The sequence below is a fragment of the Yinghuangia sp. YIM S09857 genome, assembly GCF_051388915.1.
Taxonomy (GTDB): Bacteria; Actinomycetota; Actinomycetes; order Streptomycetales; family Streptomycetaceae; genus Yinghuangia.
The window spans coordinates 90,366-111,918 of record NZ_JBPKBH010000006.1; the positions used below are offsets into that span (position 1 = coordinate 90,366).

At 71.9% G+C, this 21,553-nt stretch carries 23 protein-coding genes; 19 read left to right on the plus strand and 4 right to left on the minus strand.

What is annotated here, in order from left to right:
• Positions 1–239: 239 nt before the first annotated feature.
• From infA to truA, 8 genes are all read left to right on the plus strand, one after another.
• Positions 240–461, plus strand: coding sequence for a translation initiation factor IF-1 (gene infA / locus ACRX5S_RS14340; protein ID WP_018382544.1), 222 nt, complete (start codon positions 240–242; stop codon positions 459–461).
• Between the two features lie 99 nt (positions 462–560).
• Positions 561–674, plus strand: coding sequence for a 50S ribosomal protein L36 (rpmJ, locus tag ACRX5S_RS14345; protein ID WP_009740505.1), 114 nt, complete (start codon positions 561–563; stop codon positions 672–674).
• Positions 675–885: 211 nt separating this feature from the next.
• Complete coding sequence (gene rpsM, locus ACRX5S_RS14350; RefSeq protein WP_436773283.1) at positions 886–1,266, plus strand: 30S ribosomal protein S13; 381 nt, start codon at positions 886–888, stop codon at positions 1,264–1,266.
• Positions 1,267–1,331: 65 nt separating this feature from the next.
• Entirely contained in the window at positions 1,332–1,733 is a 402-nt protein-coding gene (rpsK, locus tag ACRX5S_RS14355; RefSeq protein ID WP_235054792.1) for a 30S ribosomal protein S11, read from the plus strand.
• Between the two features lie 28 nt (positions 1,734–1,761).
• Entirely contained in the window at positions 1,762–2,388 is a 627-nt protein-coding gene (gene rpsD / locus ACRX5S_RS14360) for a 30S ribosomal protein S4 (protein WP_358360782.1), read from the plus strand.
• Between the two features lie 116 nt (positions 2,389–2,504).
• The gene (locus tag ACRX5S_RS14365) at positions 2,505–3,521 is read left to right on the plus strand and encodes a DNA-directed RNA polymerase subunit alpha (protein WP_235054790.1); all 1,017 of its coding nucleotides are present in this window, start codon (positions 2,505–2,507) and stop codon (positions 3,519–3,521) included.
• Positions 3,522–3,761: 240 nt separating this feature from the next.
• Positions 3,762–4,301, plus strand: a complete 540-nt coding sequence (gene rplQ / locus ACRX5S_RS14370; protein ID WP_436773284.1) for a 50S ribosomal protein L17 — start codon at positions 3,762–3,764, stop codon at positions 4,299–4,301.
• A gap of 230 nt (positions 4,302–4,531) precedes the next feature.
• Positions 4,532–5,413 (plus strand): tRNA pseudouridine(38-40) synthase TruA, encoded by an 882-nt coding sequence (gene truA / locus ACRX5S_RS14375; protein ID WP_436773635.1) that lies wholly within the window; start codon positions 4,532–4,534, stop codon positions 5,411–5,413.
• Between the two features lie 99 nt (positions 5,414–5,512).
• On the opposite strand, the gene ACRX5S_RS14380 is transcribed toward truA, so the two are convergent.
• Complete coding sequence (locus ACRX5S_RS14380; protein WP_436773285.1) at positions 5,513–6,628, minus strand: hypothetical protein; 1,116 nt, start codon at positions 6,626–6,628, stop codon at positions 5,513–5,515.
• A gap of 449 nt (positions 6,629–7,077) precedes the next feature.
• Here ACRX5S_RS14380 and rplM point away from each other — a divergent pair, with 449 nt between their 5' ends.
• The 3 genes from rplM (at position 7,078) to glmM (ending at position 9,688) form a co-directional block, all read left to right on the plus strand.
• Complete coding sequence (rplM, locus tag ACRX5S_RS14385) at positions 7,078–7,521, plus strand: 50S ribosomal protein L13 (protein WP_436773286.1); 444 nt, start codon at positions 7,078–7,080, stop codon at positions 7,519–7,521.
• Positions 7,522–7,575: 54 nt separating this feature from the next.
• Positions 7,576–8,064, plus strand: coding sequence for a 30S ribosomal protein S9 (gene rpsI, locus ACRX5S_RS14390; protein WP_436773287.1), 489 nt, complete (start codon positions 7,576–7,578; stop codon positions 8,062–8,064).
• A 271-nt stretch (positions 8,065–8,335) separates the two neighbouring features.
• The gene (glmM, locus tag ACRX5S_RS14395; RefSeq protein WP_436773288.1) at positions 8,336–9,688 is read left to right on the plus strand and encodes a phosphoglucosamine mutase; all 1,353 of its coding nucleotides are present in this window, start codon (positions 8,336–8,338) and stop codon (positions 9,686–9,688) included.
• A gap of 122 nt (positions 9,689–9,810) precedes the next feature.
• Here glmM and ACRX5S_RS14400 read toward each other — a convergent pair whose 3' ends face one another.
• Positions 9,811–10,770, minus strand: coding sequence for a DUF389 domain-containing protein (locus tag ACRX5S_RS14400; protein ID WP_436773289.1), 960 nt, complete (start codon positions 10,768–10,770; stop codon positions 9,811–9,813).
• Between the two features lie 16 nt (positions 10,771–10,786).
• Entirely contained in the window at positions 10,787–11,764 is a 978-nt protein-coding gene (coaA, locus tag ACRX5S_RS14405) for a type I pantothenate kinase (RefSeq protein ID WP_436773290.1), read from the minus strand.
• Between the two features lie 77 nt (positions 11,765–11,841).
• Between coaA and glmS the strand changes: the two genes are divergently transcribed.
• Both glmS and ACRX5S_RS14415 read left to right on the plus strand, forming a co-directional pair.
• Positions 11,842–13,692, plus strand: coding sequence for a glutamine--fructose-6-phosphate transaminase (isomerizing) (glmS, locus tag ACRX5S_RS14410; RefSeq protein ID WP_436773291.1), 1,851 nt, complete (start codon positions 11,842–11,844; stop codon positions 13,690–13,692).
• 68 nt (positions 13,693–13,760) lie between these two features.
• Entirely contained in the window at positions 13,761–14,324 is a 564-nt protein-coding gene (locus ACRX5S_RS14415) for a GNAT family N-acetyltransferase (protein WP_436773292.1), read from the plus strand.
• Positions 14,325–14,439: 115 nt separating this feature from the next.
• Here the strand turns inward: ACRX5S_RS14415 and ACRX5S_RS14420 are convergent, their stop codons facing one another.
• Positions 14,440–14,997: a MarR family winged helix-turn-helix transcriptional regulator gene (locus ACRX5S_RS14420; RefSeq protein ID WP_436773293.1), complete on the minus strand. Its 558-nt coding sequence runs from the start codon at positions 14,995–14,997 to the stop codon at positions 14,440–14,442.
• 187 nt (positions 14,998–15,184) lie between these two features.
• Between ACRX5S_RS14420 and ACRX5S_RS14425 the strand changes: the two genes are divergently transcribed.
• The 6 genes from ACRX5S_RS14425 to tsaE all read left to right on the plus strand — a co-directional run bounded on the left by ACRX5S_RS14425 (position 15,185) and on the right by tsaE (position 21,542).
• A complete protein-coding gene (locus ACRX5S_RS14425) occupies positions 15,185–16,195 on the plus strand; it encodes an EamA family transporter (RefSeq protein ID WP_436773294.1) in 1,011 nt (336 codons plus the stop codon).
• Positions 16,196–16,319: 124 nt separating this feature from the next.
• Positions 16,320–16,688, plus strand: coding sequence for a holo-ACP synthase (locus tag ACRX5S_RS14430; RefSeq protein ID WP_436773295.1), 369 nt, complete (start codon positions 16,320–16,322; stop codon positions 16,686–16,688).
• Positions 16,689–16,753: 65 nt separating this feature from the next.
• Positions 16,754–18,241, plus strand: a complete 1,488-nt coding sequence (locus ACRX5S_RS14435) for an NAD(P)H-hydrate dehydratase (RefSeq protein WP_436773296.1) — start codon at positions 16,754–16,756, stop codon at positions 18,239–18,241.
• A 260-nt stretch (positions 18,242–18,501) separates the two neighbouring features.
• A complete protein-coding gene (gene alr / locus ACRX5S_RS14440; protein WP_436773297.1) occupies positions 18,502–19,629 on the plus strand; it encodes an alanine racemase in 1,128 nt (375 codons plus the stop codon).
• Positions 19,626–20,813, plus strand: a complete 1,188-nt coding sequence (locus ACRX5S_RS14445) for an alpha/beta fold hydrolase (protein WP_436773298.1) — start codon at positions 19,626–19,628, stop codon at positions 20,811–20,813. Before alr ends, ACRX5S_RS14445 begins: the two co-directional genes overlap by 4 nt.
• A 129-nt stretch (positions 20,814–20,942) precedes the next feature.
• Complete coding sequence (tsaE, locus tag ACRX5S_RS14450; RefSeq protein ID WP_436773299.1) at positions 20,943–21,542, plus strand: tRNA (adenosine(37)-N6)-threonylcarbamoyltransferase complex ATPase subunit type 1 TsaE; 600 nt, start codon at positions 20,943–20,945, stop codon at positions 21,540–21,542.
• The last annotated feature ends 11 nt before the right edge of the window (positions 21,543–21,553 follow it).

A 21,553-nucleotide genomic window follows, 5' to 3' on the forward strand; every position in this document is an offset into this window, starting at 1 on the left:
CCGGACGGCGCGCGGCGGGGGCGTACTATTGACCGCTGAAGCCAGTTCATGCGGTAGGGTCCCCCGCCCCGGTTTCCCATCGGGTGGGTGCGTGCCTTAGACTGACTCGTCGGCTTATCTGTAGCCGTTTTTTGTCACGTCTCCGACTGACCGGTCACTTGTGGCCGTTGCGCGAGCGTGGCCGCGGTGACGCAGACAGCCGACGGTAGATGATCCCGAGTAGATGAAACGCGGAGGACATGCCCAAGAAGCAAGGGGCCATTGAGATCGAGGGCACTGTCATCGAGTCTCTCCCCAACGCCATGTTTCGCGTCGAGCTGCAAAACGGGCACAAGGTTCTCGCGCACATCAGCGGGAAGATGCGGATGCACTACATCCGGATCCTTCCGGACGACCGGGTTGTCGTCGAGCTGAGCCCGTACGACCTGACCCGCGGCCGAATCGTCTACCGCTACAAGTAGGCGAGCCCCGCGTCCACCGCGGACGAGTGGGCGAACCGATAACCGCCTCGGCGATGAGGGTGCCTCCGGGCGCCCTCGTCAGCACGTACCGGAGAGATCATGAAGGTCAAGCCGAGCGTCAAGAAGATCTGTGACAAGTGCAAGGTGATCCGCCGTCACGGCCGGGTCATGGTGATCTGCGAGAACCTGCGCCACAAGCAGCGCCAGGGCTGAGCCCCGGCCGCCGCCCACGGGCAGGCAGAGCACCGCGCACGCGGCACGAGATCGTCGCGCGACGCACCACGTAAGAGTCGTAGCACCCGACCCCCGCAGCGGAACACGCGGGACGCCACCCCCGGTTGGAGGCTGGGGACCGAAGGATCCAAGAGAGGGCCTTCCGGACCGGTGCTGCGCATGACCTCCGACGAACCCAGGAGCCACATACATGGCACGCCTTGTCGGCGTAGACCTGCCCCGTGAAAAGCGGGTCGAGGTCGCACTCACCTACATCTTCGGCGTCGGTCGCACCCGCGCGCTGGAGACCCTGAGCAACACCGGCGTCAACCCGGACACCCGCGTCCGCGACCTGACCGAGGACGAGCTCGTCAAGCTGCGCGACTGGATCGACGGCAACTACCGCGTCGAGGGCGACCTGCGCCGCGAGGTCCAGGCCGACATCCGCCGCAAGGTCGAGATCGGCTGCTACGAGGGTCTGCGGCACCGCCGCGGCCTTCCGGTCCGTGGCCAGCGCACGCACACCAACGCGCGTACCCGCAAGGGCCCGCGCCGCGCCATCGCCGGCAAGAAGAAGCCGGGCAAGAAGTAGTCCGCCGAGCCGGATCATGACGGTCCCCGCTCAGCCGGACCGACGACCTCAGGAGTTTCCAGCAGATGCCTCCCAAGAGCCGTACCGGCGCCAAGAAGGTGCGCCGCAAGGAAAAGAAGAACGTCGCTCACGGGCACGCCCACATCAAGAGCACGTTCAACAATACGATCGTGTCGATCACCGACCCGAACGGCAACGTGATCTCGTGGGCCTCCGCGGGCCACGTGGGCTTCAAGGGTTCGCGCAAGTCGACCCCGTTCGCCGCGCAGATGGCCGCCGAGTCGGCCGCCCGCCGTGCCCAGGAGCACGGCATGCGCAAGGTCGACGTCTTCGTCAAGGGCCCGGGTTCCGGTCGTGAGACCGCCATCCGCTCGCTCCAGGCGACCGGCCTTGAGGTGGGTTCCATCCAGGACGTCACCCCCGTGCCGCACAACGGCTGCCGCCCCCCCAAGCGCCGCCGCGTCTGACCTGAAGCCGAGTAGGAGTTAAAGAACCATGGCGCGTTACACCGGCGCTGACTGCAAGCGCTGCCGTCGCGAGAAGATGAAGCTGTTCCTCAAGGGCAGCAAGTGCGAAGGGCCGAAGTGCCCGATCGAGATCCGCCCGTACCCGCCGGGTGAGCACGGCCGCGGCCGTACCAAGGACAGCGAGTACCTGCTCCAGATGCGCGAGAAGCAGAAGTGCGCGCGCATCTACGGCGTCCTGGAGAAGCAGTTCCGCGGCTACTACGAGGAGGCGAACCGCAAGCAGGGCAAGACCGGCGAGAACCTGCTGCGCATCCTCGAGTCGCGTCTCGACAACGTGGTCTACCGCGCGGGCTTCGCCAAGTCGCGTGACCACGCCCGTCAGCTTGTCCGCCACGGCCACATCCAGGTCAACGGCGTCAAGACCGACATCCCGTCGGCTCGCGTCAGCGAGAACGACATCATCGAGGTCCGCAAGGACTCCGTCGAGCTGACCCCGTTCGTGGTCGCCCGCGCCGAGGCCGGCGAGCGCCCGGTTCCGGCCTGGCTGGAGGTCATCCCCGGCAAGATGCGGATCCTCGTGCACTCCCTGCCCGCGCGTCAGGTCATCGACACGCAGGTGCAGGAGCAGCTCATCGTCGAGCTCTACTCCAAGTAATTCCGGGGTAGCACGACAAATTGGGTCGGGCGGGGCGGTTTCCTACCGTTCCGCCCGTACCCTTGCCATAGCCGTCGGTGTCATATAGCGGGCACCGAAGACATGGAGGACAACCCATGCTGATCGCACAGCGTCCCACTCTGACCGAGGACGTCGTCGACGAATTCCGGTCCCGGTTCGTGATCGAGCCGCTGGAGCCGGGCTTCGGCTACACCCTCGGCAACTCGCTGCGCCGTACGCTCCTCTCCTCGATCCCGGGTGCCGCCGTCACGAGCATCCGCATCGACGGTGTCCTGCACGAGTTCACCACCGTGCCGGGCGTCAAGGAGGACGTCACCGACCTCATCCTGAACATCAAGCAGCTCGTGGTCTCCTCGGAGCACGACGAGCCGGTCGTGATGTACCTGCGCAAGCAGGGCCCGGGTGTGGTCACCGCCGGCGACATCGCGCCCCCGGCCGGTGTCGAGGTGCACAACCCCGAGCTGGTCCTGGCGACGCTGAACGCCAAGGGCAAGCTGGAGATGGAGCTGACCGTCGAGCGCGGTCGCGGCTACGTCTCCGCGGTGCAGAACAAGCAGGCGGGCCAGGAGATCGGCCGCATCCCGGTCGACTCGATCTACTCGCCGGTCATGAAGGTCACGTACAAGGTCGAGGCCACCCGTGTCGAGCAGCGCACGGACTTCGACAAGCTGATCGTGGACGTCGAGACCAAGCCGTCGATGCGTCCCCGCGACGCGATGGCCTCGGCGGGCAAGACCCTGGTCGAGCTGTTCGGCCTGGCGCGCGAGCTCAACGTCGACGCCGAGGGCATCGACATGGGCCCGTCGCCGACGGACGCCGCGCTCGCCGCCGATCTGGCGCTGCCGATCGAGGAGCTTGAGCTCACCGTCCGCTCGTACAACTGCCTCAAGCGCGAGGGCATCCACACCGTGGGCGAGCTGGTCGCGCGCAGCGAGGCGGACCTGCTGGACATCCGCAACTTCGGTGCGAAGTCCATCGACGAGGTCAAGGCGAAGCTGGCCGGCATGGGCCTCGCGCTCAAGGACAGCCCGCCCGGATTCGACCCGACCGCCGCCGCGGACAGCTTCGGCGACGAGGACGACCACGGGTTCGCGGAGACCGAGCAGTACTGAGCCGACTGCTCAGACGGGAGAAATCCCGAGGATCGCAACGCCGAGACCGAGCAGTACTGAGTCGCCCTTCCGCGCTGCGGGGGTCAGTACCGATCCACAGCACGTCGTGCGGGGGCCTTCGGGCCCTCGTACGGACCGCCCCCGGCGATCGCGCCGGGGGCTCGCGTCCGGGCCGACCGGCCCGGGCGGACTGACACCGGTACCTGACACGGCCGGTGCAGGGATACCAAGGAGAAAGCAATGCCCCGTCCCGCAAAGGGCGCCCGCCTCGGCGGCGGCCCGTCCCACGAGCGCCTGCTTCTTTCGGGCCTCGCGACGGCGCTGTTCGAGCACGGTCGGATCACCACGACCGAGGCGAAGGCCCGCCGGCTCCGTCCGGTCGCGGAGAAGCTGATCACCAAGGCGAAGCGCGGCGACCTGCACGCGCGCCGCCAGGTGCTCACCGTCATCCGCGACAAGGGCGTCGTGCACACGCTCTTCGAGGAGATCGGTCCCCGGTACGAGAACCGTCCCGGCGGCTACACCCGCATCACCAAGATCGGGAACCGCAAGGGCGACAACGCGCCGATGGCCGTGATCGAGCTGGTCGAGGCCCTGACGGTCGCGCAGACCGCCGTGGGTGAGGCCGAGGCCGCCACCAAGCGCTCCGTCAAGGAGCAGGCGGCGAAGGCGGACGAGACCAAGGTCGACACCAAGAAGGCCGACGCCGAGGACGCCGACGTCGAGGAGGCCCCCGAGGCCGCCGCCGACGACGCGGACAAGGTCGACACGGAGAAGTGATCCGTCCCCGCGCAAGCGGGGGTGATGCGGACACGTCGACTTCGTCGACATCTTCGTACGACGTGTGCGGGCCCGTTCACCACCTCCAGGGTGGCGAGCGGGCCCGTCCCTTTTGGCTCCCCGGGTCCGCCCCGGGCAGTCGATGACGGACATGCGGAGTGGGGAACAGCAGCGTGAGCACCGAGATCCCGGCGCCGGGAGGCGGTCCCGAGCGTGCGGCTGACGCCGTCGTGCACGGCCCCGAGGGCGCCGCCGCGGCGGCCGAGCCGATCCGGCTGCGGATCGATCTGGCGTACGACGGAACGGACTTCTCCGGCTGGGCCCGTCAGCCCGGCCTGCGGACCGTGCAGGGCACGCTGGAGCAGGCCCTGACGACCGTTCTGCGGCTGCCGGAGCCCGCGCAGCTCACCGTGGCCGGGCGGACCGACGCGGGCGTGCACGCGCGCGGCCAGGTGGCGCACGTGGACATCCCGGCGGAGACGTGGACGATGGACGGCCGCCAGCTCGTCCGGCGGTTGTCCGGAACGCTGCCGCGCGACGTCCGGATCCGCGAAGTCTCGTTCGCCCCCGAGGGGTTCGACGCGCGTTTCGCGGCCGAGTGGCGCCGGTACGCGTACCGCATCAGCGATGCTCCCGGCGGCGTCGACCCGCTGCGCCGCACGCACGTGGTGTGGCAGGACCGCCCGCTCGACGTCGGGCTGATGAACGAGGCCGCCGGCCTTCTGCTCGGCGACCACGACTTCGCCGCGTACTGCAAGCGTCGCGAGGGCGCGTCGACGGTGCGCTGCCTCAAGGAGTTCCGCTGGGCGCGCGAGACGCCGGGCGAGGCGGACGCCGGTCCCGGTTTCACGCCGCTGGTGATCGCCTCGGTGCGTGCCGACGCGTTCTGCCACAACATGGTCCGCTCGCTGGTCGGTGCGATGATCGCGGTCGGTACGGGGCGGCGGCCGGTGCGGTGGCCGGCGGAGGTGCTGGCGCGCGGCGTACGCGACTCGTCGGTGCATGTCGCACCGGCGCACGGGCTGGTGCTGGAGGAAGTGGCGTACCCCTCCGACGAGCGCCTCGCCGAACGAGCCGCCCGCGCCAAGCGGCCCCGCCTCGACATCGTCTAGGACGCCGCGTCGACGCCGTCGCGGGCGCCCCTCAGCCCCGCCGGGGCCGTCACGCCGAGGCCGTCACGCTGCCCGGGCCGTCCAGCCGCCTCACCCGCGCTACTTCCCTTCGAGGGCCTTCTCGGCCTCCGCCTTGGCCTGGTCGTAGATGGCCTGGGAGCGTTCCTCGCCGCGCTGCGTGAGCGCGTCGCGGACGATCTGGTCCAGGTCGTCGCCGGTCTGCTCGACCTTGGGGTCGCCCTTGGCCGGGTCGATGCGGTTGTCCGCGCCGGGATAGCCGCCCACCAGGAACAGGCCGTAGCGGCCCACGGAGTTGGTCTGGCGTATACACGTGACACCCGGCTTCTCCGGGGTGCTCTGCGGGCACAGTTCCTTGACCGCGCCGCCGGGCAGACCCAGCAGCGAGGCCTCGCGGTTGCCGTTGCCCTCGGCCGCGGCGCTCCTGGCGTCGTCCGCCGAATTGAACGCGGCGACCGCGACGGTGGCCGCGGTCCCGTCCGGCCCCGTGACGGTGGCGCGGATGAGCTGGACGCAGCCCTTGCCCCGCAGGATGCCGCCCAGAACGGGGTTGCCGGCGTCCGCGCAGGTGGTGTCGAGGCGCTTGGCGACGACGTTGTAGACGCGGCCGTCGACGCCGAGCCGTGCGGTGGGGAAGAGCGCTTCCGGCGTGAAGGGCCCGGTGTCGAGCTGCGGGTCGGCGAGGACGGCCTTGCTGCCGGGCGCCGGGGGCACGGTCGGCGCGGGCCGGAACGTGGGCTTGGCCCCGCCCGAGTCCGCCGGGTTCTCGGCGCCCTGGGTGGGCGCGGTCTGCGCCGCCGGGCCGGAGTCGTCGTCCGACGAGGCGGTCAGCCAGGCGGCGGTGACACCGACCGCGGCCAGGACGGTGAGCGCGGCGCCGATGCGCAATTTGAAGGTACGGGCCCGCTGACGCCGCCGGGCCTCGCGGTCGGCGAGCGCGCTCCAGTCCGGCGTCGCGGCGGATGTGTCCGGCGTCCCGCGGCCGGACCGCGCCCGGCGGGCGGCGGCTCGGCCCCCGGCTCGGCCCGGTCTGCCGCCGCCGGTGCCCGCGGGGCCGGACTGCGTTGCCCCGTAAGGGTCTTGGTGCTGCTCCCCGGTGTCGTCCAGGGGTGTTCCGGGTCGTATGGTCCACGGCGCCGGTTCGGCCGAGCCCGGGTGATCCCGGCCTCGCCCGTCGCCGTTGGTGTCCGCGCTCACCGCAGCCTCCCACCGATTTCCCGCGGCTTGGTCGGGCGCCGGGCCCGTGCCGGCCCGGTCCGGGCCTCGCTGCCAGGCCCCCGCCATGGGCCCGCAGCATACTGTCGGCCGGACGTGGTGCCCGCACGTGGTGCTGGTAGGCGGTCGGTACGTGGTCGGAAGCGCTCGTGCGGGCGGATACCATGGGACGGCAGGGGAGGGGGCTCGGGGAGCACAGTCCCCCGAGGCTCGTTTTGACCGGCGCCGCGTAAACCCGGTATTCTGCCGGTTCGTTGTGCGTATTGGCTTGCTTGAGTGAAGTCGGTACGCCGGGCGCCGCAAGAGACCCCCGGCAGCACCCCGCATGCTCTGAGATCGAGATCTGAGATCGACATCGCGTGGGAGCCGTCGGGCCCAGCCAAGCGCCATCCCGTCAGCACACACTCACGAAGAAGCGAAGGCTATCGACCGTGCGCACGTACAGCCCTAAGCCCGGCGACGTCCAGCGTCAGTGGCACGTCATCGACGCGACCGATGTCGTGCTCGGCCGTCTGTCCACCCAGGCCGCTGCCCTGCTCCGGGGCAAGCACAAGCCGGTGTACGCGCCGCACGTCGACACCGGCGATTTCGTCATCATTGTGAACGCGGACAAGGTTCACCTGTCCGGCAACAAGCGGACCCAGAAGATGGCGTACCGCCACTCTGGTCACCCGGGTGGTCTCCGCGCGGTCCGCTACGACGACCTTCTCTCCAAGAACCCGGAGAAGGCGGTCGAGAAGGCCATCAAGGGAATGCTCCCCAAGAACTCCCTGGGCCGGCAGATGCTGTCGAAGCTCAAGGTGTACGCGGGTCCGGAGCACCCGCACCAGGCGCAGCAGCCGGTGCCGTTCGAGATCACCCAGGTCGCGCAGTAGTCACGGCCACAACACAGCCGCGATGAGCGGTTGAGGATCGCAAAGAGGAGAATCGTGGCCGAGACCACCGCTGAGGCCCCCATCGAGGAGACGACCGAAGAGGTCACCCTCGAAAGCTACACGTCGGAGTCCCTGGCCGGTCGCTTCAGCGACCCGCAGCCGGGCGCCGCCACCGGCCGCCGCAAGGAGGCCATCGCCCGCGTCCGCATCGTGCCGGGCACCGGCAAGTGGAAGATCAACGGGCGCACGCTCGAGGTCTACTTCCCGAACAAGGTGCACCAGCAGCTCGTCAACGAGCCGTTCAAGATCCTTGAGCTGGACGAGAAGTACGACGTCATCGCCCGCATCTCGGGCGGCGGCGTCTCCGGCCAGGCCGGCGCGCTGCGCCTGGGCGTGGCCCGTGCGCTCAACGAGGCGGACGTCGAGCTGAACCGTCCGGCGCTCAAGAAGGCCGGCTTCCTGACCCGTGACGCGCGCGCCACCGAGCGCAAGAAGCCGGGTCTGAAGAAGGCCCGCAAGGCTCCGCAGTACAGCAAGCGCTAAATCCGGCGCGGGCAGCCTGCATTTTGCATCGGGGCCCGGGGCACAGAGTCTGTGCCCCGGGGCCCGATGCTTTTCCGGCATTACCGGTGGCCGCGCTCGACGCGCGCTTTTGCCTGGCGCGTTCGATGCGTGTTTAGTCCATGTGTCCGGTACTTGTGTTTGCTCCACGTCTTGTGCTCCACGTCTTGTGCTCAATGTCTTGTGATCCATGTCTGATGTGTCGACAGTTTCGACGGCCGCGTGCTCGCGGTGTGATGCGGGAGGTCCGAAGGTGGGACGACTCTTCGGTACGGACGGGGTTCGCGGTCTGGCCAACGGCCGGCTGACCGCCGAGCTGGCGTTGGACCTGGCGGTCTGCGCCGCCCGGGTACTGGGCTCGCAGGGCCGCGCCGCGGGCCACGGACGGCGCCCGTTCGCCGTGGTGGGCCGCGACCCGCGGGCCTCGGGCGAGTTCCTGGAGGCCGCCGTGGTCGCGGGCCTTGCGGGCGCCGGGGTGGACGTCTACCGGGCCGGTGTCCTGCCGACTCCCGCGGTCGCGCACCTGACCGGGCTGCTCGGCGCCGACCTGGGCGTCATGCTGTCGGCGAGCCACAACGCGATGCCGGACAACGGCGTCAAGTTCTTCGCGCGCGGCGGGCACAAGCTGCCCGACGAGGTCGAGAACAACATCGAGGCGCTGCTCGGCACCGAGTGGGACCGCCCGACCGGAGCGTCGGTCGGGCGCGTACAGGACCATCCGGAGGGCCACGCGCGATACGTCGACCATCTGCTCGCCACGCTGCCGCACCGGCTCGACGGCCTCAAGGTCGTGCTCGACTGCGCGAACGGCGCGTCGTCGCGGGTCGCCCCCGACGCGCTGCGCCAGGCGGGCGCCGAGGTGGTCACGATCCACGCGGAGCCGAACGGCCTCAACATCAACGAGGGCTGCGGCTCGACGCACCTGGACGACGTGAAGGCGGCCGTCGTCGAGCACGGCGCCGACGCCGGCATCGCGCACGACGGCGACGCGGACCGCTGCCTCGCGGTGGACGCGAACGGCGACGAGGTCGACGGCGACCAGATCCTCGCGGTGCTCGCGCTGGCGATGCGCGACGCGGGGACGTTGCGTGAGGACACCCTGGTCGCGACGGTGATGTCCAATCTCGGGCTCAAACTGGCGATGCAGTCGGCCGGCATCAAGATCGTCGAGACGGCGGTCGGCGACCGCTACGTCCTGGAGGCCATGCAGGCCGGCGGTCTGACGCTGGGCGGCGAGCAGTCCGGCCACGTGGTCATGCTGGACCACGCGACGACCGGCGACGGCACACTGACCGCGCTGCACCTGCTGTCGCGCGTCGCGCAGACCGGCCGCCCGCTGCACGAGCTGGCCGCGGTCATGACGCGCCTGCCGCAGGTGCTGATCAACGTGTCGGGGGTGGACCGGACGCGCGTGCAGGCGTCGGCCGGGCTGGCCGCGGCCGTCGCGGAGGCGGAGGCACGACTGGGCGGCGGCGGCCGGGTGCTGCTGCGTCCGTCGGGCACCGAGCCGCTGGTGCGGGTGATGGTCGAGGCGCAGACGCACGAGCAGGCCGAGCGGGAGGCCGGGACGCTCGCGGACGTCGTGCGCGCGGAGCTGGCGGTCTGACCGCAGGCCCGGTCCGGCGGTCCGGCCGTCGGGCCTGACCGCACGCCGTCCGATCGCCCGGCCCGGGCCCGGCGGCCCGGAGCGGCGGCGTGTCCCGGTCCCGGCGGCCAGGCCACCTGGGCTCAGCCGCGCTTCAGGCCGGGGACGCCGGGACGGTGCTTGCCGTGCGTGCGGTTCCAGGCGTACCGCTGGAGGAGCAGGGTGCTGGTCCCCGCCACCACGATGGCGACCAGGTTCAGGCCGAGCTGGCCGAGTGAGCCCCCGGCCTGGGTCAGGTCGCCGTACGCCAACGCCACCGCCGCGTTGGCCCCGGCCGGCACGGTGGTGACCGAGATCAGCACGCCGATCAGCGCCCCGGACTTCGACGACGTCAGCGACAGGATGCCCGCGACCCCGGCGAGGACGGCCACCCAGAAGGACAGCCAGTCCGGCTGGTAGATGAACGAGGTCTGCGGGCGGTCCGCCTCCAGCATGTCCTTGCTGAACTCCCCCGACCAGGTGAGCAGCCAGGTGAAGGCCATCGTGACCACCATCGCGATGGGGAAGCCCGCGACCAGGGCGAACGCGGACCGGGCGGCGAGGCCCCGGCGGCGCTGCACAGTGGCCACGCACAGCCCGGCCAGCGGCCCGAACTCCGGTCCCACGACCATCGCCCCGACGATCAGGATCGGGTTGTCGAGCAGCACGCCGCATGCGGCGATCATGCTGGCGATCGCCAGGAACGCGAGGAAGGTGACGGTGAACGTCGACTCCTCGGACGTGGCCTCGGTGATCTGCTCCCACACCACGGCGTCGGCGCCCTCGCCCGGCGCGTCCAACTCCGCCTCGCGGGCCGAGCGGGACAGCGCGACGTCGAGGTTCTCCAGCGCGATCGAGCCGTCCTCGTCGATGCCGAGCGCGCGCAGGTCGTCGAGCACGAGGTTCGCCGACTCGCGGGCGATGTCGCACGCGATCACGTCGCCGGGCGGCGACACGGCGACTCCCGGCCACACGACCAGATGGGTGACGCCCGGCTCCGCTTCGAGGAGGCGGCGCACGGCACCGGACTTCTCGCGCGGCACGATGGCCCTCAGATGCAGCATGCCCGGACGGTAAGCGTCAGAGCTTGCGCAGGCGCAGCCGACTCACCGTGTGGTCCGTGTCCTTGCGCAGAACGAGAGTTGCCCGGCCGCGCGTCGGCAGGACGTTCTGCACGAGGTTGAGCTCGTTGATGTCGCGCCAGATGTTCTCCGCGTAGGCGACGGCCTCGTCCTCGGTCATCGCGGCATAGCGGCGGAAGTACGAGGCAGGGTCGCGGAACGCGGTCTGCCGCAGCTTCAGGAACCGGTTCAGGTACCAGCGGCGGATGTCCGAGGTCCGGGCGTCGACGTACACGCTGAAGTCGAAGAAGTCCGAGACCGCCAGGCGCGGCCGCCCGTCCGCGCCGACGCGGGCGGGCTGGAGGACGTTGAGCCCTTCGACGATGAGGATGTCCGGCTGACGCACCACGAGGCGTTCGTCCGGGACGATGTCGTACGTCAGGTGCGAGTAGACCGGCGCGCCGACCTCCGGCTTCCCGGCCTTGACGTCGGCGACGAAGCGCACCAGGGCGCGCTGGTCGTACGACTCGGGGAAGCCCTTGCGGTGCATGATCCCGCGCCGCTCCAACTCGGCGTTGGGGTACAGGAATCCGTCGGTGGTCAGCAGGGCCACGTGGGGGTGGTCGGGCCAGCGGGCCAGCAGCTCGCGCAGGATGCGGGCCGTGGTGCTCTTGCCGACCGCGACACTCCCGGCGACGCCTATGACGAACGGCGTGGTGCGGCGCTCGTCGTTGCCGAGGAACGTGGTGAGGGCGGAGTTGAGGCCGCGCGTGGCGGCCACGTAGAGGTTGAGGAGTCGGGACAGGGGGAGGTAGACGTCGGTCACCTCGTCGAGGTCGACGACGTCGCCGAGGCCCCGCAACCGCTCCAGTTCGTCGGCGGTCAGGGGCAGCGGTGTATTTGCCCGGAGCCGGCTCCACGCCTCGCGGTCGAGTTCGACGTACGGGGACAGGTCGCGTGCCGTGCCGGGCGTCACGATGGTGTGCACACCACACATTGTCCCCGGGACCCCCGCGCGACCGCGCCCCGGGCTGCTCCGCACGGCGCCCGGGACGACCGTTTAAGCTGACCCCCATGTGCGGCATTGTTGGATACGCAGGTGGTCAGTCGGCGTTGGACGTCGTCATCGAGGGGCTGCGCCGCCTCGAATACCGGGGCTACGACTCCGCGGGCGTGGCAGTGCTCGCGGACGGCGTCCTGGTCAGCGACAAGAAGGCCGGCAAGCTGGCCAACCTGGAGAAGTCGCTGACGGAATCGCCGCTCGCGGTCGGTCCGACCGGCATCGGGCACACCCGATGGGCGACGCACGGCGCGCCCACCGACGCCAACGCGCACCCACACCTGGACAACGCCGACAAGGTCGCGGTCGTCCACAACGGCATCATCGAGAACTTCGCGGTGCTGCGTGCCGAGTTGGCCGAGCGCGGCCACACGCTGCTGTCCGAGACGGACACCGAGGTGGTCACGCACCTGCTGGCCGAGCAGTTCGAGCCGTCGGGCCGCGACCTGGCCGAGGCGATGCGCCGCGTGTGCCGCATGCTGGAGGGCGCGTTCACCCTCGTGGCCGTGCACGCGGACGCACCCGGCGTGGTGGTCGGCGCGCGCCGCAACTCGCCGCTGGTGGTCGGGCGCGGCGAGGGCGAGAACTTCCTCGCGTCGGACGTCGCGGCGTTCATCTCGCACACGCGCGAGGCGGTCGAGCTGGGCCAGGACCAGGTGGTCGAACTGCGCGCCGACGCCGTCACGATCACCGACTTCGAGGGCAACCCGGGCACGTTCCGCGAGTACCACGTGGACTGGGACGCGTCGGCCGCCGAGAAGGACGGCTACGACTACTTCATGCTCAAGGAGATCGCCGAGCAGCCCAAGGCGGTCGCCGACACGCTGCTGGGCCGGATCGGCACCGACGGGCGCCTGCGCCTGGACGAGGTGCGCATCCCGGACCAGGTGCTGCGCGAGGTCGACAAGGTCGTCATCATCGCGTGCGGCACGTCCTTCCACGCCGCGATGATCGCCAAGTACGCGATCGAGCACTGGACGCGCGTGCCCTGCGAAGTGGAGCTGGCCAGCGAGTTCCGCTACCGCGACCCGATCCTGGACCGGCAGACGCTGGTGATAACGATCTCGCAGTCCGGCGAGACCATGGACACCCTGATGGCGCAGCGCCACGCGCGCGAGCAGGGCGCCAAGGTGCTGGCCATCTGCAACACCAACGGCTCGACGATGCCGCGTGAGGCCGACGCCGTGCTCTACACGCACGCGGGCCCCGAGGTCGCGGTCGCCTCCACGAAGGCGTTCCTGACCCAGCTGGTCGCGTGCTACCTGGTCGCGCTGTACCTGGGCCAGGTGCGCGGCACCAAGTGGGGCGACGAGATCACCGAGGTGATCGAGCAGCTCGCCGCGATGCCGGAGCAGGTCGAGAAGGTCCTCGACACCATGGAGCCGGTACGCGACCTCGCGCGCTCGCTGCGGGAGGCCACCTCGGTGCTGTTCCTGGGCCGCCACGTCGGCTTCCCGGTGGCGCTGGAGGGTGCGCTGAAGCTCAAGGAGCTGGCGTACATGCACGCCGAGGGCTTCGCGGCCGGCGAGCTCAAGCACGGCCCGATCGCGCTGATCGAGGACGGCCTGCCGGTCGTGGTGGTCGTGCCGTCGCCGCGCGGGCGCAGCGTGCTGCACGACAAGATCGTGTCCAACATCCAGGAGATCCGGGCGCGCGGCGCGCGGACGATCGTGATCGCCGAGGAGGGCGACGAGGCGGTCGTGCCGTACGCCGACCACCTCATCCGCATCCCGGCCACACCGGTGCTGCTCCAGCCGCTGGTGGCGACGGTGCCGTTGCAGGTGTTCGCGTGCGAACTGGCGACGGCCAAGGGCCACGAGGTGGACCAGCCGCGCAACCTGGCCAAGTCGGTCACCGTCGAGTGACGGCAGGCACCTGACGGGTGCCCCGGGAGCGGCGTGTGCGGCTTCCGGGGCCCGGGGTTCCCGAGCTCATGGCACGGACATCATCACGCGCAGCGGCGCGGACATCGTGGGGCGTCGACCTGGTCGACCTGACGGTCGCGGACGCCGATGCAGAGGCTGAGCCGGGTGTCGCCCGGTTCCGGGACGCGGTGCGCGCCCTCGCGCCGCGGGCCGACCAGGAGGAGTTCTCCGGCCGGGCGGCGGACACGCTGCCGATCGCGGACCGGGATCCGTTCCGTACGCCGTATGCGGTGGTGCACGACGGCACGGCGGTCGGGTTCGGCGTCCTGGACGTGCAGGGGTACCTCGACGAGATCGCCGACGAGCCGGGGCGCGCGGTGCTGCTGCGCGGGTTCTACATCGGTGCGGAGTGGCAGCGGCGCGGGTTCGGCGGCGCGGCGATCCGCGCGCTGCCGGAGACCGCGCTGAAGCTCGCGCCGTGGGCGGAGGTGCTGCTGCTCACGGTGAACGTGCGGAACGCGGGCGCGGTACGGGCGTACCTGGCCGGCGGGTTCGTGGACGACGGGCGGCGCTACTACGGCGGCGATGCGGGGCCGCAGCACATATTGCGTTTGGAACTGGCGGCGTACTGAGGGGGCCAGGGGCGGCCCGGCGGGCACGGCTCGGCCCCGCTCGGCTCGGCCCCGCTCGGCTCGGCCCCGCTCGGCCCGGCCCCGCTCGGCCCGGCTCAGCCCCGCTCGGCCCGGCTCAGCTCGGTGAGCCCTCCTTCGCGATGAGCAGCTTGCGCAGGATGCCGTCGAGTTGGGTACGTTCCTCGTCGGTGAGCACGTCGACCATGCGCGCCTCGTTGGCCACGTGGCCCATCACGATGCCGTCGATGAGCTCCTTGCCGGCCGGGGTCAGCCGGATCATGACGGCGCGGCGGTCGGTGGCACAGGGATGGCGTTCGACCAGGCCCTTGCCGGAGAGCTTGTCCACGCGGTTGGTGATCGCGCCCGAGGTGACCATCGCGGACTTCAGGAGCGCGCGGGCGTTGAGTTCGTACGGTGCGCCCGAACGCCGCAGCGTGGCGAGCACGTCGAACTCGGAGAAGTCCAGGCCGTGTTGGGCGAAGTACTCGCGCAGGCCCGCCTCGACGTGTGCGTGGAACCGGTTGTAGCGGCCGACGAGGGCCATCGGAGCCAGGTCCATTTCGGGGCGCTCCCGGGCCCACTGGTCGACGATGTCGTCCACGGCGTCACGCTCCTCGGGCCGCAGAGGCGTCTGGGTGTACTGCTGCTGCTGTGCCGGCTGCTGCTCGGGCATGCGTTCCGCCTTCTACATGTCAGTGGTGTGGCGTGTATTTGGTCGTGTGCGGGGTGCTGCGGGTGAGGTGTTCCCCGGAAGTTCTACCAGCCTTCATTATCTCAACGTTCATATACTTGACGTTCTCGCTTTGACAGCGTACAACTTATCTCAGCGTTCAGATAGTCAACGTTGAGGGGATGGGGTCATGGGCGGCGTCATGGCAGGCAAGGGTTCGGCGGGGCGGATCGGCGTCGCGGCGGCGGCCGCGCTCGCACCGGCGGCGTGGGGCACGACGTACCTGGTGACGACGGAGCTGCTGCCGGACGGACGCCCGATGCTCCTCGCGGCGCTGCGCGCGCTGCCCGCCGGCCTGCTGCTGCTCCTGCTCGGTCGCAAGCTGCCGAGGGGCAGGTGGTGGGGGCGGGCCGCGATCCTCGGCATGCTCAACATCGGGTTCTTCTTCCCGCTGATCTTCGTCGGGGCGTACCACCTGCCCGGCGGCGTGGCCGCGACCATCGGGGCGATCCAGCCGCTGCTGGTGATCGGCTTCTCGGCGATGATCCTGGGCGCCCGGCCCAGCCGCCGTGCGGTGATCGCCGGTCTCGTGGGTGTCGTCGGCGTCGGGCTGCTGGTGCTCAAGGGCAGTGCGAAGCTCGACGGCGTCGGCATCGCGGCCATGCTGACCGCGATCGTGATCATGGCGCTGGGCACCGTGCTGACCCGCAAGTGGGGCAAGCCCGAAGGCGTCACCATGCTTGACCTGACGGCCTGGCAGCTCACCGCGGGCGGACTGTTCCTGGCGCCGCTGGCCCTGGTCACCGAGGGTGCGCCCCCGGCGTTCACCGGCGAGAACTGGATCGGGTTCGTGTACCTGGGCCTGTTCGGCACGGCGCTGGCGTACGTCCTGTGGTTCCGCGGCATCGACCGCCTCGGCGCCGGGCCGGTGTCGTTCCTGGCGCTGGTCAACCCGGCGGTCGCGACGATCGGCGGCATCGTGGTGCTGGACCAGACCCTGACGGTGTGGCAGGTCCTGGGCCTGCTGCTGGCGCTCGGCGCGATGTTCGCGGGCCAGGCGCCCGCCAGGCCGAAGGGTGAGCCGAGCACGGTCGTGCGGCAGGGCGGCACGGCGGTCGAGGGCGACGGCGTCGAAGGCGAGCGCGTTGAAGCCGAGGAGGCGGACGGTGCGCCCCGCGAGCCGGTGGCGGCCCGCGGCTGAGCCCGGGTGAGGGAAGACGGGGGAAGGCGACGCACTGCCCGAAGGCGGGGTCCACCGGACCCCGCCTTCGCCGTGTGCGGGGACGTGCGGACGGCGGCGGGCGAGGGCGTGCCATGCTGGCGCGGTGATTGTGGGTGTGGGGATCGACGTCGCAGACATCGGGCGGTTCGGGCTGTCGCTGGAGCGTACGCCGGGGCTCGCCGACCGCCTGTTCACCGAGGCGGAGCGGTACGTCCGGCCCGGGCAGGAGCGCGGGGTCGCCTCGCTCGCCGCGCGCTTCGCGGCCAAGGAGGCGCTGGCGAAGGCGCTCGGCGCACCGAGCGGATTGCAGTGGCAGGACGCGGAGATCCGCACCGAGGACTCCGGGCGCCCGGTGCTCACCGTCCGCGGCACGGTCGCCGAGCGGGCGGCCGAACTCGGGGTCACCGGCTGGCATGTGTCGCTGAGCCACGACGCGGGCATCGCTTCGGCTGTCGTGATCGCGGAGGGCTGAGAGGTGTCCGCCGCCGCCAGTACTGCCGGATCCGCCAGACACGAGACAGCCGGGAGGGCAGTCGGGTGCGCGAAGCCCACAGCGTCGAACAGGTCCGGGCGGCCGAGGCCGCGCTCATGGCCGTCCTGCCGGACGGAACGCTCATGCAGCGTGCCGCCGCCGGTCTCGCGGCGACGTGCGCGGGCCTCCTCGGCCGCGTCTACGGGAGTCGCGTCGTACTGCTCGTCGGCAGCGGCGACAACGGCGGCGACGCGCTCTACGCCGGGGCCAGGCTGGCCCGCCGCGGCGCACGCGTCGACGCCCTCCTGCTGAGCCCGCAGAAGGCGCACACGGGGGGTCTGGCGGCCTTGCGAGCCGCCGGGGGGCGGGTGGCGCCCCCCGACGACACGGCGGGCTTTGCGGCGGCCGCAGAGCGCCTCGTCGCCGCGGCCGACCTCGTCATGGACGGCATCGTCGGAATCGGCGGCCGAGGCGGCCTGCGGCCGCCCGCCGCCGAACTCGCCCGGGCCGTCGGAGCGAGCCGCGCGGTCGTGGTCGCGGTCGACCTGCCGAGCGGCGTCGACGCCGACACCGGCGGCGTACCCGCGTCGGCCGACGGCCTCCCGGCGGCTCTGCGCGCGGACGTGACCGTCACGTTCGGCACCCACAAGCCGGGGCTGCTGGTCGACCCGGGCGCGGGCCACGCCGGGGTCGTGGAACTGGTCGACATCGGCCTCGACCCGCCCGAGCCGGTGCTGCGTGCCGCGCAACACGCCGACGTCGCGCGGCTGTTGCCGCGGCCCGCCCGCGAGACCGACAAGTACGCGCGCGGCGTCCTCGGTCTGGCCGCCGGGTCCGAGCGCTACCCGGGCGCCGCGGTGCTCGCGACCGGCGCGGCCCTGCACGGCGGCGCGGGCGCGTTGCGCTACCTCGGCCCGCGCGCGGTCGGCGACGCCGTCCTGGCCGCCCACCCGGAAGTGATGGTGGGTCCGGGCCGCGTCCAGGCGTACGCCGTCGGCCCGGGCATCGACACGGACGACGAGGCCCGCGAGCGCCTGGCGACGGCCTTGGCCTCCGAAGTCCCGGTTCTGGTCGACGCCGACGGGCTCACCCTTCTGGCGCAATCGGGTCCGAAGGCGTTGCGCGGCACCCCGGGCGCACTGCTCACCCCGCACGCCGGGGAGGCGGTCCGTCTCCTCGCCGGACTAGGCGAGGAGGCGGCGCGCGACCAGGTCGAGACGGACCGGATCGCGTACGCCCGGCGGCTCGCGTCCGGCTACGGCGCCACCGTGCTGCTCAAGGGCAGCACGACGGTGATCGCCGACCCCGGCGGCACCGTATGGGTGAACCCGACCGGCACGCCCTACCTGGCCACGGCCGGGAGCGGCGACGTGCTGACCGGCCTGTCCGGCGCGCTGCTGGCCGCCGGGCTGTCGCCCACGGACGCGGCGGTGTGCGGGGCGTACCTGCACGGTCTGGCGGGACGTCTCGCGGCCGAGGACGGCGGGCCGTGCGCGGCGTCCGACGTCCTGCGGGCCCTGCCGGACGCGTGGCGGGAGGTGTGCGGGGGCTGACCGGCACCGGGTCCGACCTGCGCCGAGACGCGCCGCCTGGGGGATCCGGCGGAACCGCGCGGGCGTGCGGGCGCGTGTCGTGTTCCGTCTCGCGGGCGTCCGCGCGCCCGCCGCGCGCTCCCGGGCTTCAACCGGTCGGTCGGGCGGCCGCGTCCCCGCCAGCGTGATCCATGCGGGCCTGCCACACTGGGATACCGATCGCCGCCGGCATCGGGTGCCGATCAGCAGTCCGACCGCCGAACGAGGGGATCCACCGCCCTATGCGTGCCGAAGCCCGGATCGACCTCGACGCGCTCCGGCACAACGTCGCCGCGGTGCGCGAGCGGGTCGGGTCGGCGCAGGTCATGGCCGTGGTGAAGGCCGACGCGTACGGCCACGGCATGGTCCAGTGCGCGCGCGCCGCCCGGCAGGCCGGGGCCGCGTGGCTGGGCACCGCGCTGCCGACCGAGGGTCTGGAGCTGCGCCGGACGGGGGACACCGGGCGGGTGCTGAGCTGGCTGTGGGTGCCCGGCGACCCGTTCGAGGAGGCGGTCGCGGCGGACATCGACATCTCCGTGAGCGGCCTGTGGGCGCTGGCCGAGGTCGAGGAGGCGGCGCGCGCGACCGGGCGTACCGCACGCGTGCACCTGAAGGCCGACACCGGCCTGGGCCGCAACGGGTGCCAGCCGCACGACTGGGACGCCCTGGTCGAGGCCGCCCTGAAGGCGCAGGCCGACGAGCTGGTGCAGGTCGTGGGGCTGTGGTCGCACTTCGCATGCGCCGACGAGCCCGGACACCCGTCGATCGCCGCCCAGTTGGCGGTGTTCCGGGACGCCGTCGCGGCCGCCGAGCAGTGCGGGGTCACGCCCGAGGTGCGGCACATCGCCAACTCCCCGGCGACGCTGACGCTGCCCGAGTCGCACTTCGACCTCGTGCGGAGCGGGTTGGCGACGTACGGCCTCTCGCCGGTGCCCGACGTGTCCGACTCTGCCGCCCTCGGGCTGCGGCCGGTGATGACGCTCGCCGCGTCGGTGGCCTCGGTCAAGCGGGTGCCGGACGGGCACGGGGTCAGCTACGGGCACACGTGGCACGCCGAGGGCGACACCGCGCTCGCGCTCGTCCCTCTGGGGTACGCCGACGGCGTCCCGCGGCATGCCGGCGGCGCGGGCCCGGTGCTGGTCGGCGGGGCCCGGCGCACCGTCGTGGGCCGCGTCGCGATGGACCAGTTCGTCGTGGACCTCGGCGACGACGAGGCGGTCGCGCCGGGCGACGAGGTGCTGCTGTTCGGCCCCGGCGACGGCGGCGAGCCGACCGCGGAGGACTGGGCCCGGGCGGCCGGGACCATCGCGTACGAGATCGTCACGCGGATCGGGTCGCGCGTGCCGCGGGTGTTCCTGGGGGCCCGATGAGCGACCCGACGGGAGTGCCGGCCACCGAGGTGGCGGCGATTGTGGCCGGCGGTTCGAGCGTCGGCAAGCGCGCCGGGATCTTCGGGGCCGCAGTCGGCGTGCTCGCGGTAGGCGCCGCGGCCGGGGTCGCCATCGAGCGCATGACCGTGGGCCGGGTGCGGCGGCGCGCCGAGGCGGAGATGGACGCGATCGCGGAGTACGGCACGCTGCGCGGCGCACCGCACATCGTGACCGCCGCCGACGGCGTCGAACTGTTCGCCGAGGTCGACGAAGCCGCGGACGCGCCGCTGACGGTGGTGCTGTGCCACGGATACACGCTCAACATGGACTGCTGGCACTTCCAGCGGGCCGAACTGCGCGGCGAACACCGTCTGGTGCTGTTCGACCAGCGCAGCCACGGCCGGTCCGGGCGCGGCGCGCCGGAGACATCCACCATCGACCAGCTCGGGGACGACCTGTACGCCGTCATCCAGGAGCTGGCGCCGCGCGGGCCGATCGTGCTGCTGGGTCACTCCATGGGCGGCATGACGATCATGGCGCTCGCCGACCGGCATCCCGAGCTGTTCGGCAAGCGGATCGTCGGCGTGGGCCTGCTCAACACGTCGGCCGGCAAGTGGGCGACCGTCACGCTGGGCATCCCGGCGGCGGGTGCGCGGCTCGTGCACCGGATCGCCCCGGGCGTCATGCGCACGCTCGGGCGGCGGGCCGCGATCGTCGAGGCGGGCCGCCGCGCCGCGCGCGACCTGGTCTACATGTTCACCGAGCGGTACGCCTTCGACTCCGACGTGGACCCGGTCCTCGTGCGGTTCACCGACCGGATGATCTCGGCGACGCCGATCGATGTCATCGCGGAGTTCTTCCCGGCGTTCGAGACGCACGACAAGCTGGCCGCGCTGCCGGTCATCGACCGCGTGCCTACCCTGGTGGTGGGCGGCCAGGGGGATCTGATGACCCCGGCGTCGCACAGCGAGGCGATCCACGAGGCGCTGTCGGGTTCGGAGTTGGTCGTCGTCCCGGAGTCGGGCCACCTGACGCCGCTGGAGCATCCGGAGGTGGTCAATGCGGCGCTGCGCGGGCTCCTCGCGCGTGCCGCGCGCGAACCGTCCCGGCGCGGCGGCGCGCCCGGTGGCTCGCGGCGAAACGGATCGTTGGGCTCCGGCGCCGGACGTGACGCGGCGGGTTAGCGCGTCGTTGGACGTAGGTTCGGGGCGCGGGGGCGCGGTGCCCCGGGCGGCGGCCGGTGCCGCCGGGGCAGCGGGAGCCGGAGCGGAGACAGCTGGATCGGCGCGGCGGATCGGCCGCCGGGTTTGGGGATGGCGTACGTGCAGGGGCAGGAAGCGGTGAACGGGACAGTGCCGGAAGCCCGCGTGGTGGTGGCCACCGGCGGGGAGATGCGCGACCTCGGGCGGCGGCTCGCGGCACTGCTGCGCGGCGGCGACCTGCTGGTGCTGTCCGGCGGGCTGGGCGCGGGCAAGACCACGATGACGCAGGGCCTGGGCTCGGGCCTCGGGGTGCGCGGGGCGGTGACGTCGCCGACGTTCGTGATCGCGCGCGTGCACCCGTCGCTGGTGGGCGGGCCCGCGCTCGTGCACGTGGACGCGTACCGCCTGGGCGCCACCGACGACGTCGCGGGCGAGGTCGACGACCTGGACCTGGACGCCTCGCTGGACGAGTCGGTCACGGTCGTGGAGTGGGGCGAGGGCAAGGTCGAGGACCTGACCGAGGACCGGCTCGCGGTGTTCATCGAACGGGCGGAAGGCGGCGCGGAGGCCGGTCCCGGGCCGGGGGCCGAGTTTGCGGACGCCGGCGCCGAGTCGGTGGAAGAGGTCGGCGACGACCCGCGCGTGGTGACCGTGCGCGCGTTCGGGGAACGCTGGGCGGGCGTCGACCTCACGGCCGCGCTGAAGGCGTAGCCGGTAGGCGG

Bases quoted from the DNA above. Each gene is read 5' to 3' on its own strand.
- ACRX5S_RS14425 (WP_436773294.1), top strand. From the start codon at position 15,185: ATGGGCGGCGTCATGGCAGGCAAGGGTTCGGCGGGGCGGATCGGCGTC.
- rpsM (WP_436773283.1), top strand. From the start codon at position 886: ATGGCACGCCTTGTCGGCGTAGACCTGCCCCGTGAAAAGCGGGTCGAG.
- infA (WP_018382544.1), top strand. From the start codon at position 240: ATGCCCAAGAAGCAAGGGGCCATTGAGATCGAGGGCACTGTCATCGAG.
- rpsK (WP_235054792.1), top strand. From the start codon at position 1,332: ATGCCTCCCAAGAGCCGTACCGGCGCCAAGAAGGTGCGCCGCAAGGAA.
- rpsD (WP_358360782.1), top strand. From the start codon at position 1,762: ATGGCGCGTTACACCGGCGCTGACTGCAAGCGCTGCCGTCGCGAGAAG.
- rpmJ (WP_009740505.1), top strand. From the start codon at position 561: ATGAAGGTCAAGCCGAGCGTCAAGAAGATCTGTGACAAGTGCAAGGTG.
- rplQ (WP_436773284.1), top strand. From the start codon at position 3,762: ATGCCCCGTCCCGCAAAGGGCGCCCGCCTCGGCGGCGGCCCGTCCCAC.
- alr (WP_436773297.1), top strand. From the start codon at position 18,502: ATGCGTGCCGAAGCCCGGATCGACCTCGACGCGCTCCGGCACAACGTC.
- ACRX5S_RS14365 (WP_235054790.1), top strand. From the start codon at position 2,505: ATGCTGATCGCACAGCGTCCCACTCTGACCGAGGACGTCGTCGACGAA.
- tsaE (WP_436773299.1), top strand. From the start codon at position 20,943: ATGGCGTACGTGCAGGGGCAGGAAGCGGTGAACGGGACAGTGCCGGAA.
- ACRX5S_RS14400 (WP_436773289.1), bottom strand. From the start codon at position 10,770: ATGCTGCATCTGAGGGCCATCGTGCCGCGCGAGAAGTCCGGTGCCGTG.
- glmS (WP_436773291.1), top strand. From the start codon at position 11,842: ATGTGCGGCATTGTTGGATACGCAGGTGGTCAGTCGGCGTTGGACGTC.
- coaA (WP_436773290.1), bottom strand. From the start codon at position 11,764: ATGTGTGGTGTGCACACCATCGTGACGCCCGGCACGGCACGCGACCTG.
- ACRX5S_RS14415 (WP_436773292.1), top strand. From the start codon at position 13,761: ATGGCACGGACATCATCACGCGCAGCGGCGCGGACATCGTGGGGCGTC.
- ACRX5S_RS14445 (WP_436773298.1), top strand. From the start codon at position 19,626: ATGAGCGACCCGACGGGAGTGCCGGCCACCGAGGTGGCGGCGATTGTG.
- ACRX5S_RS14420 (WP_436773293.1), bottom strand. From the start codon at position 14,997: ATGCCCGAGCAGCAGCCGGCACAGCAGCAGCAGTACACCCAGACGCCT.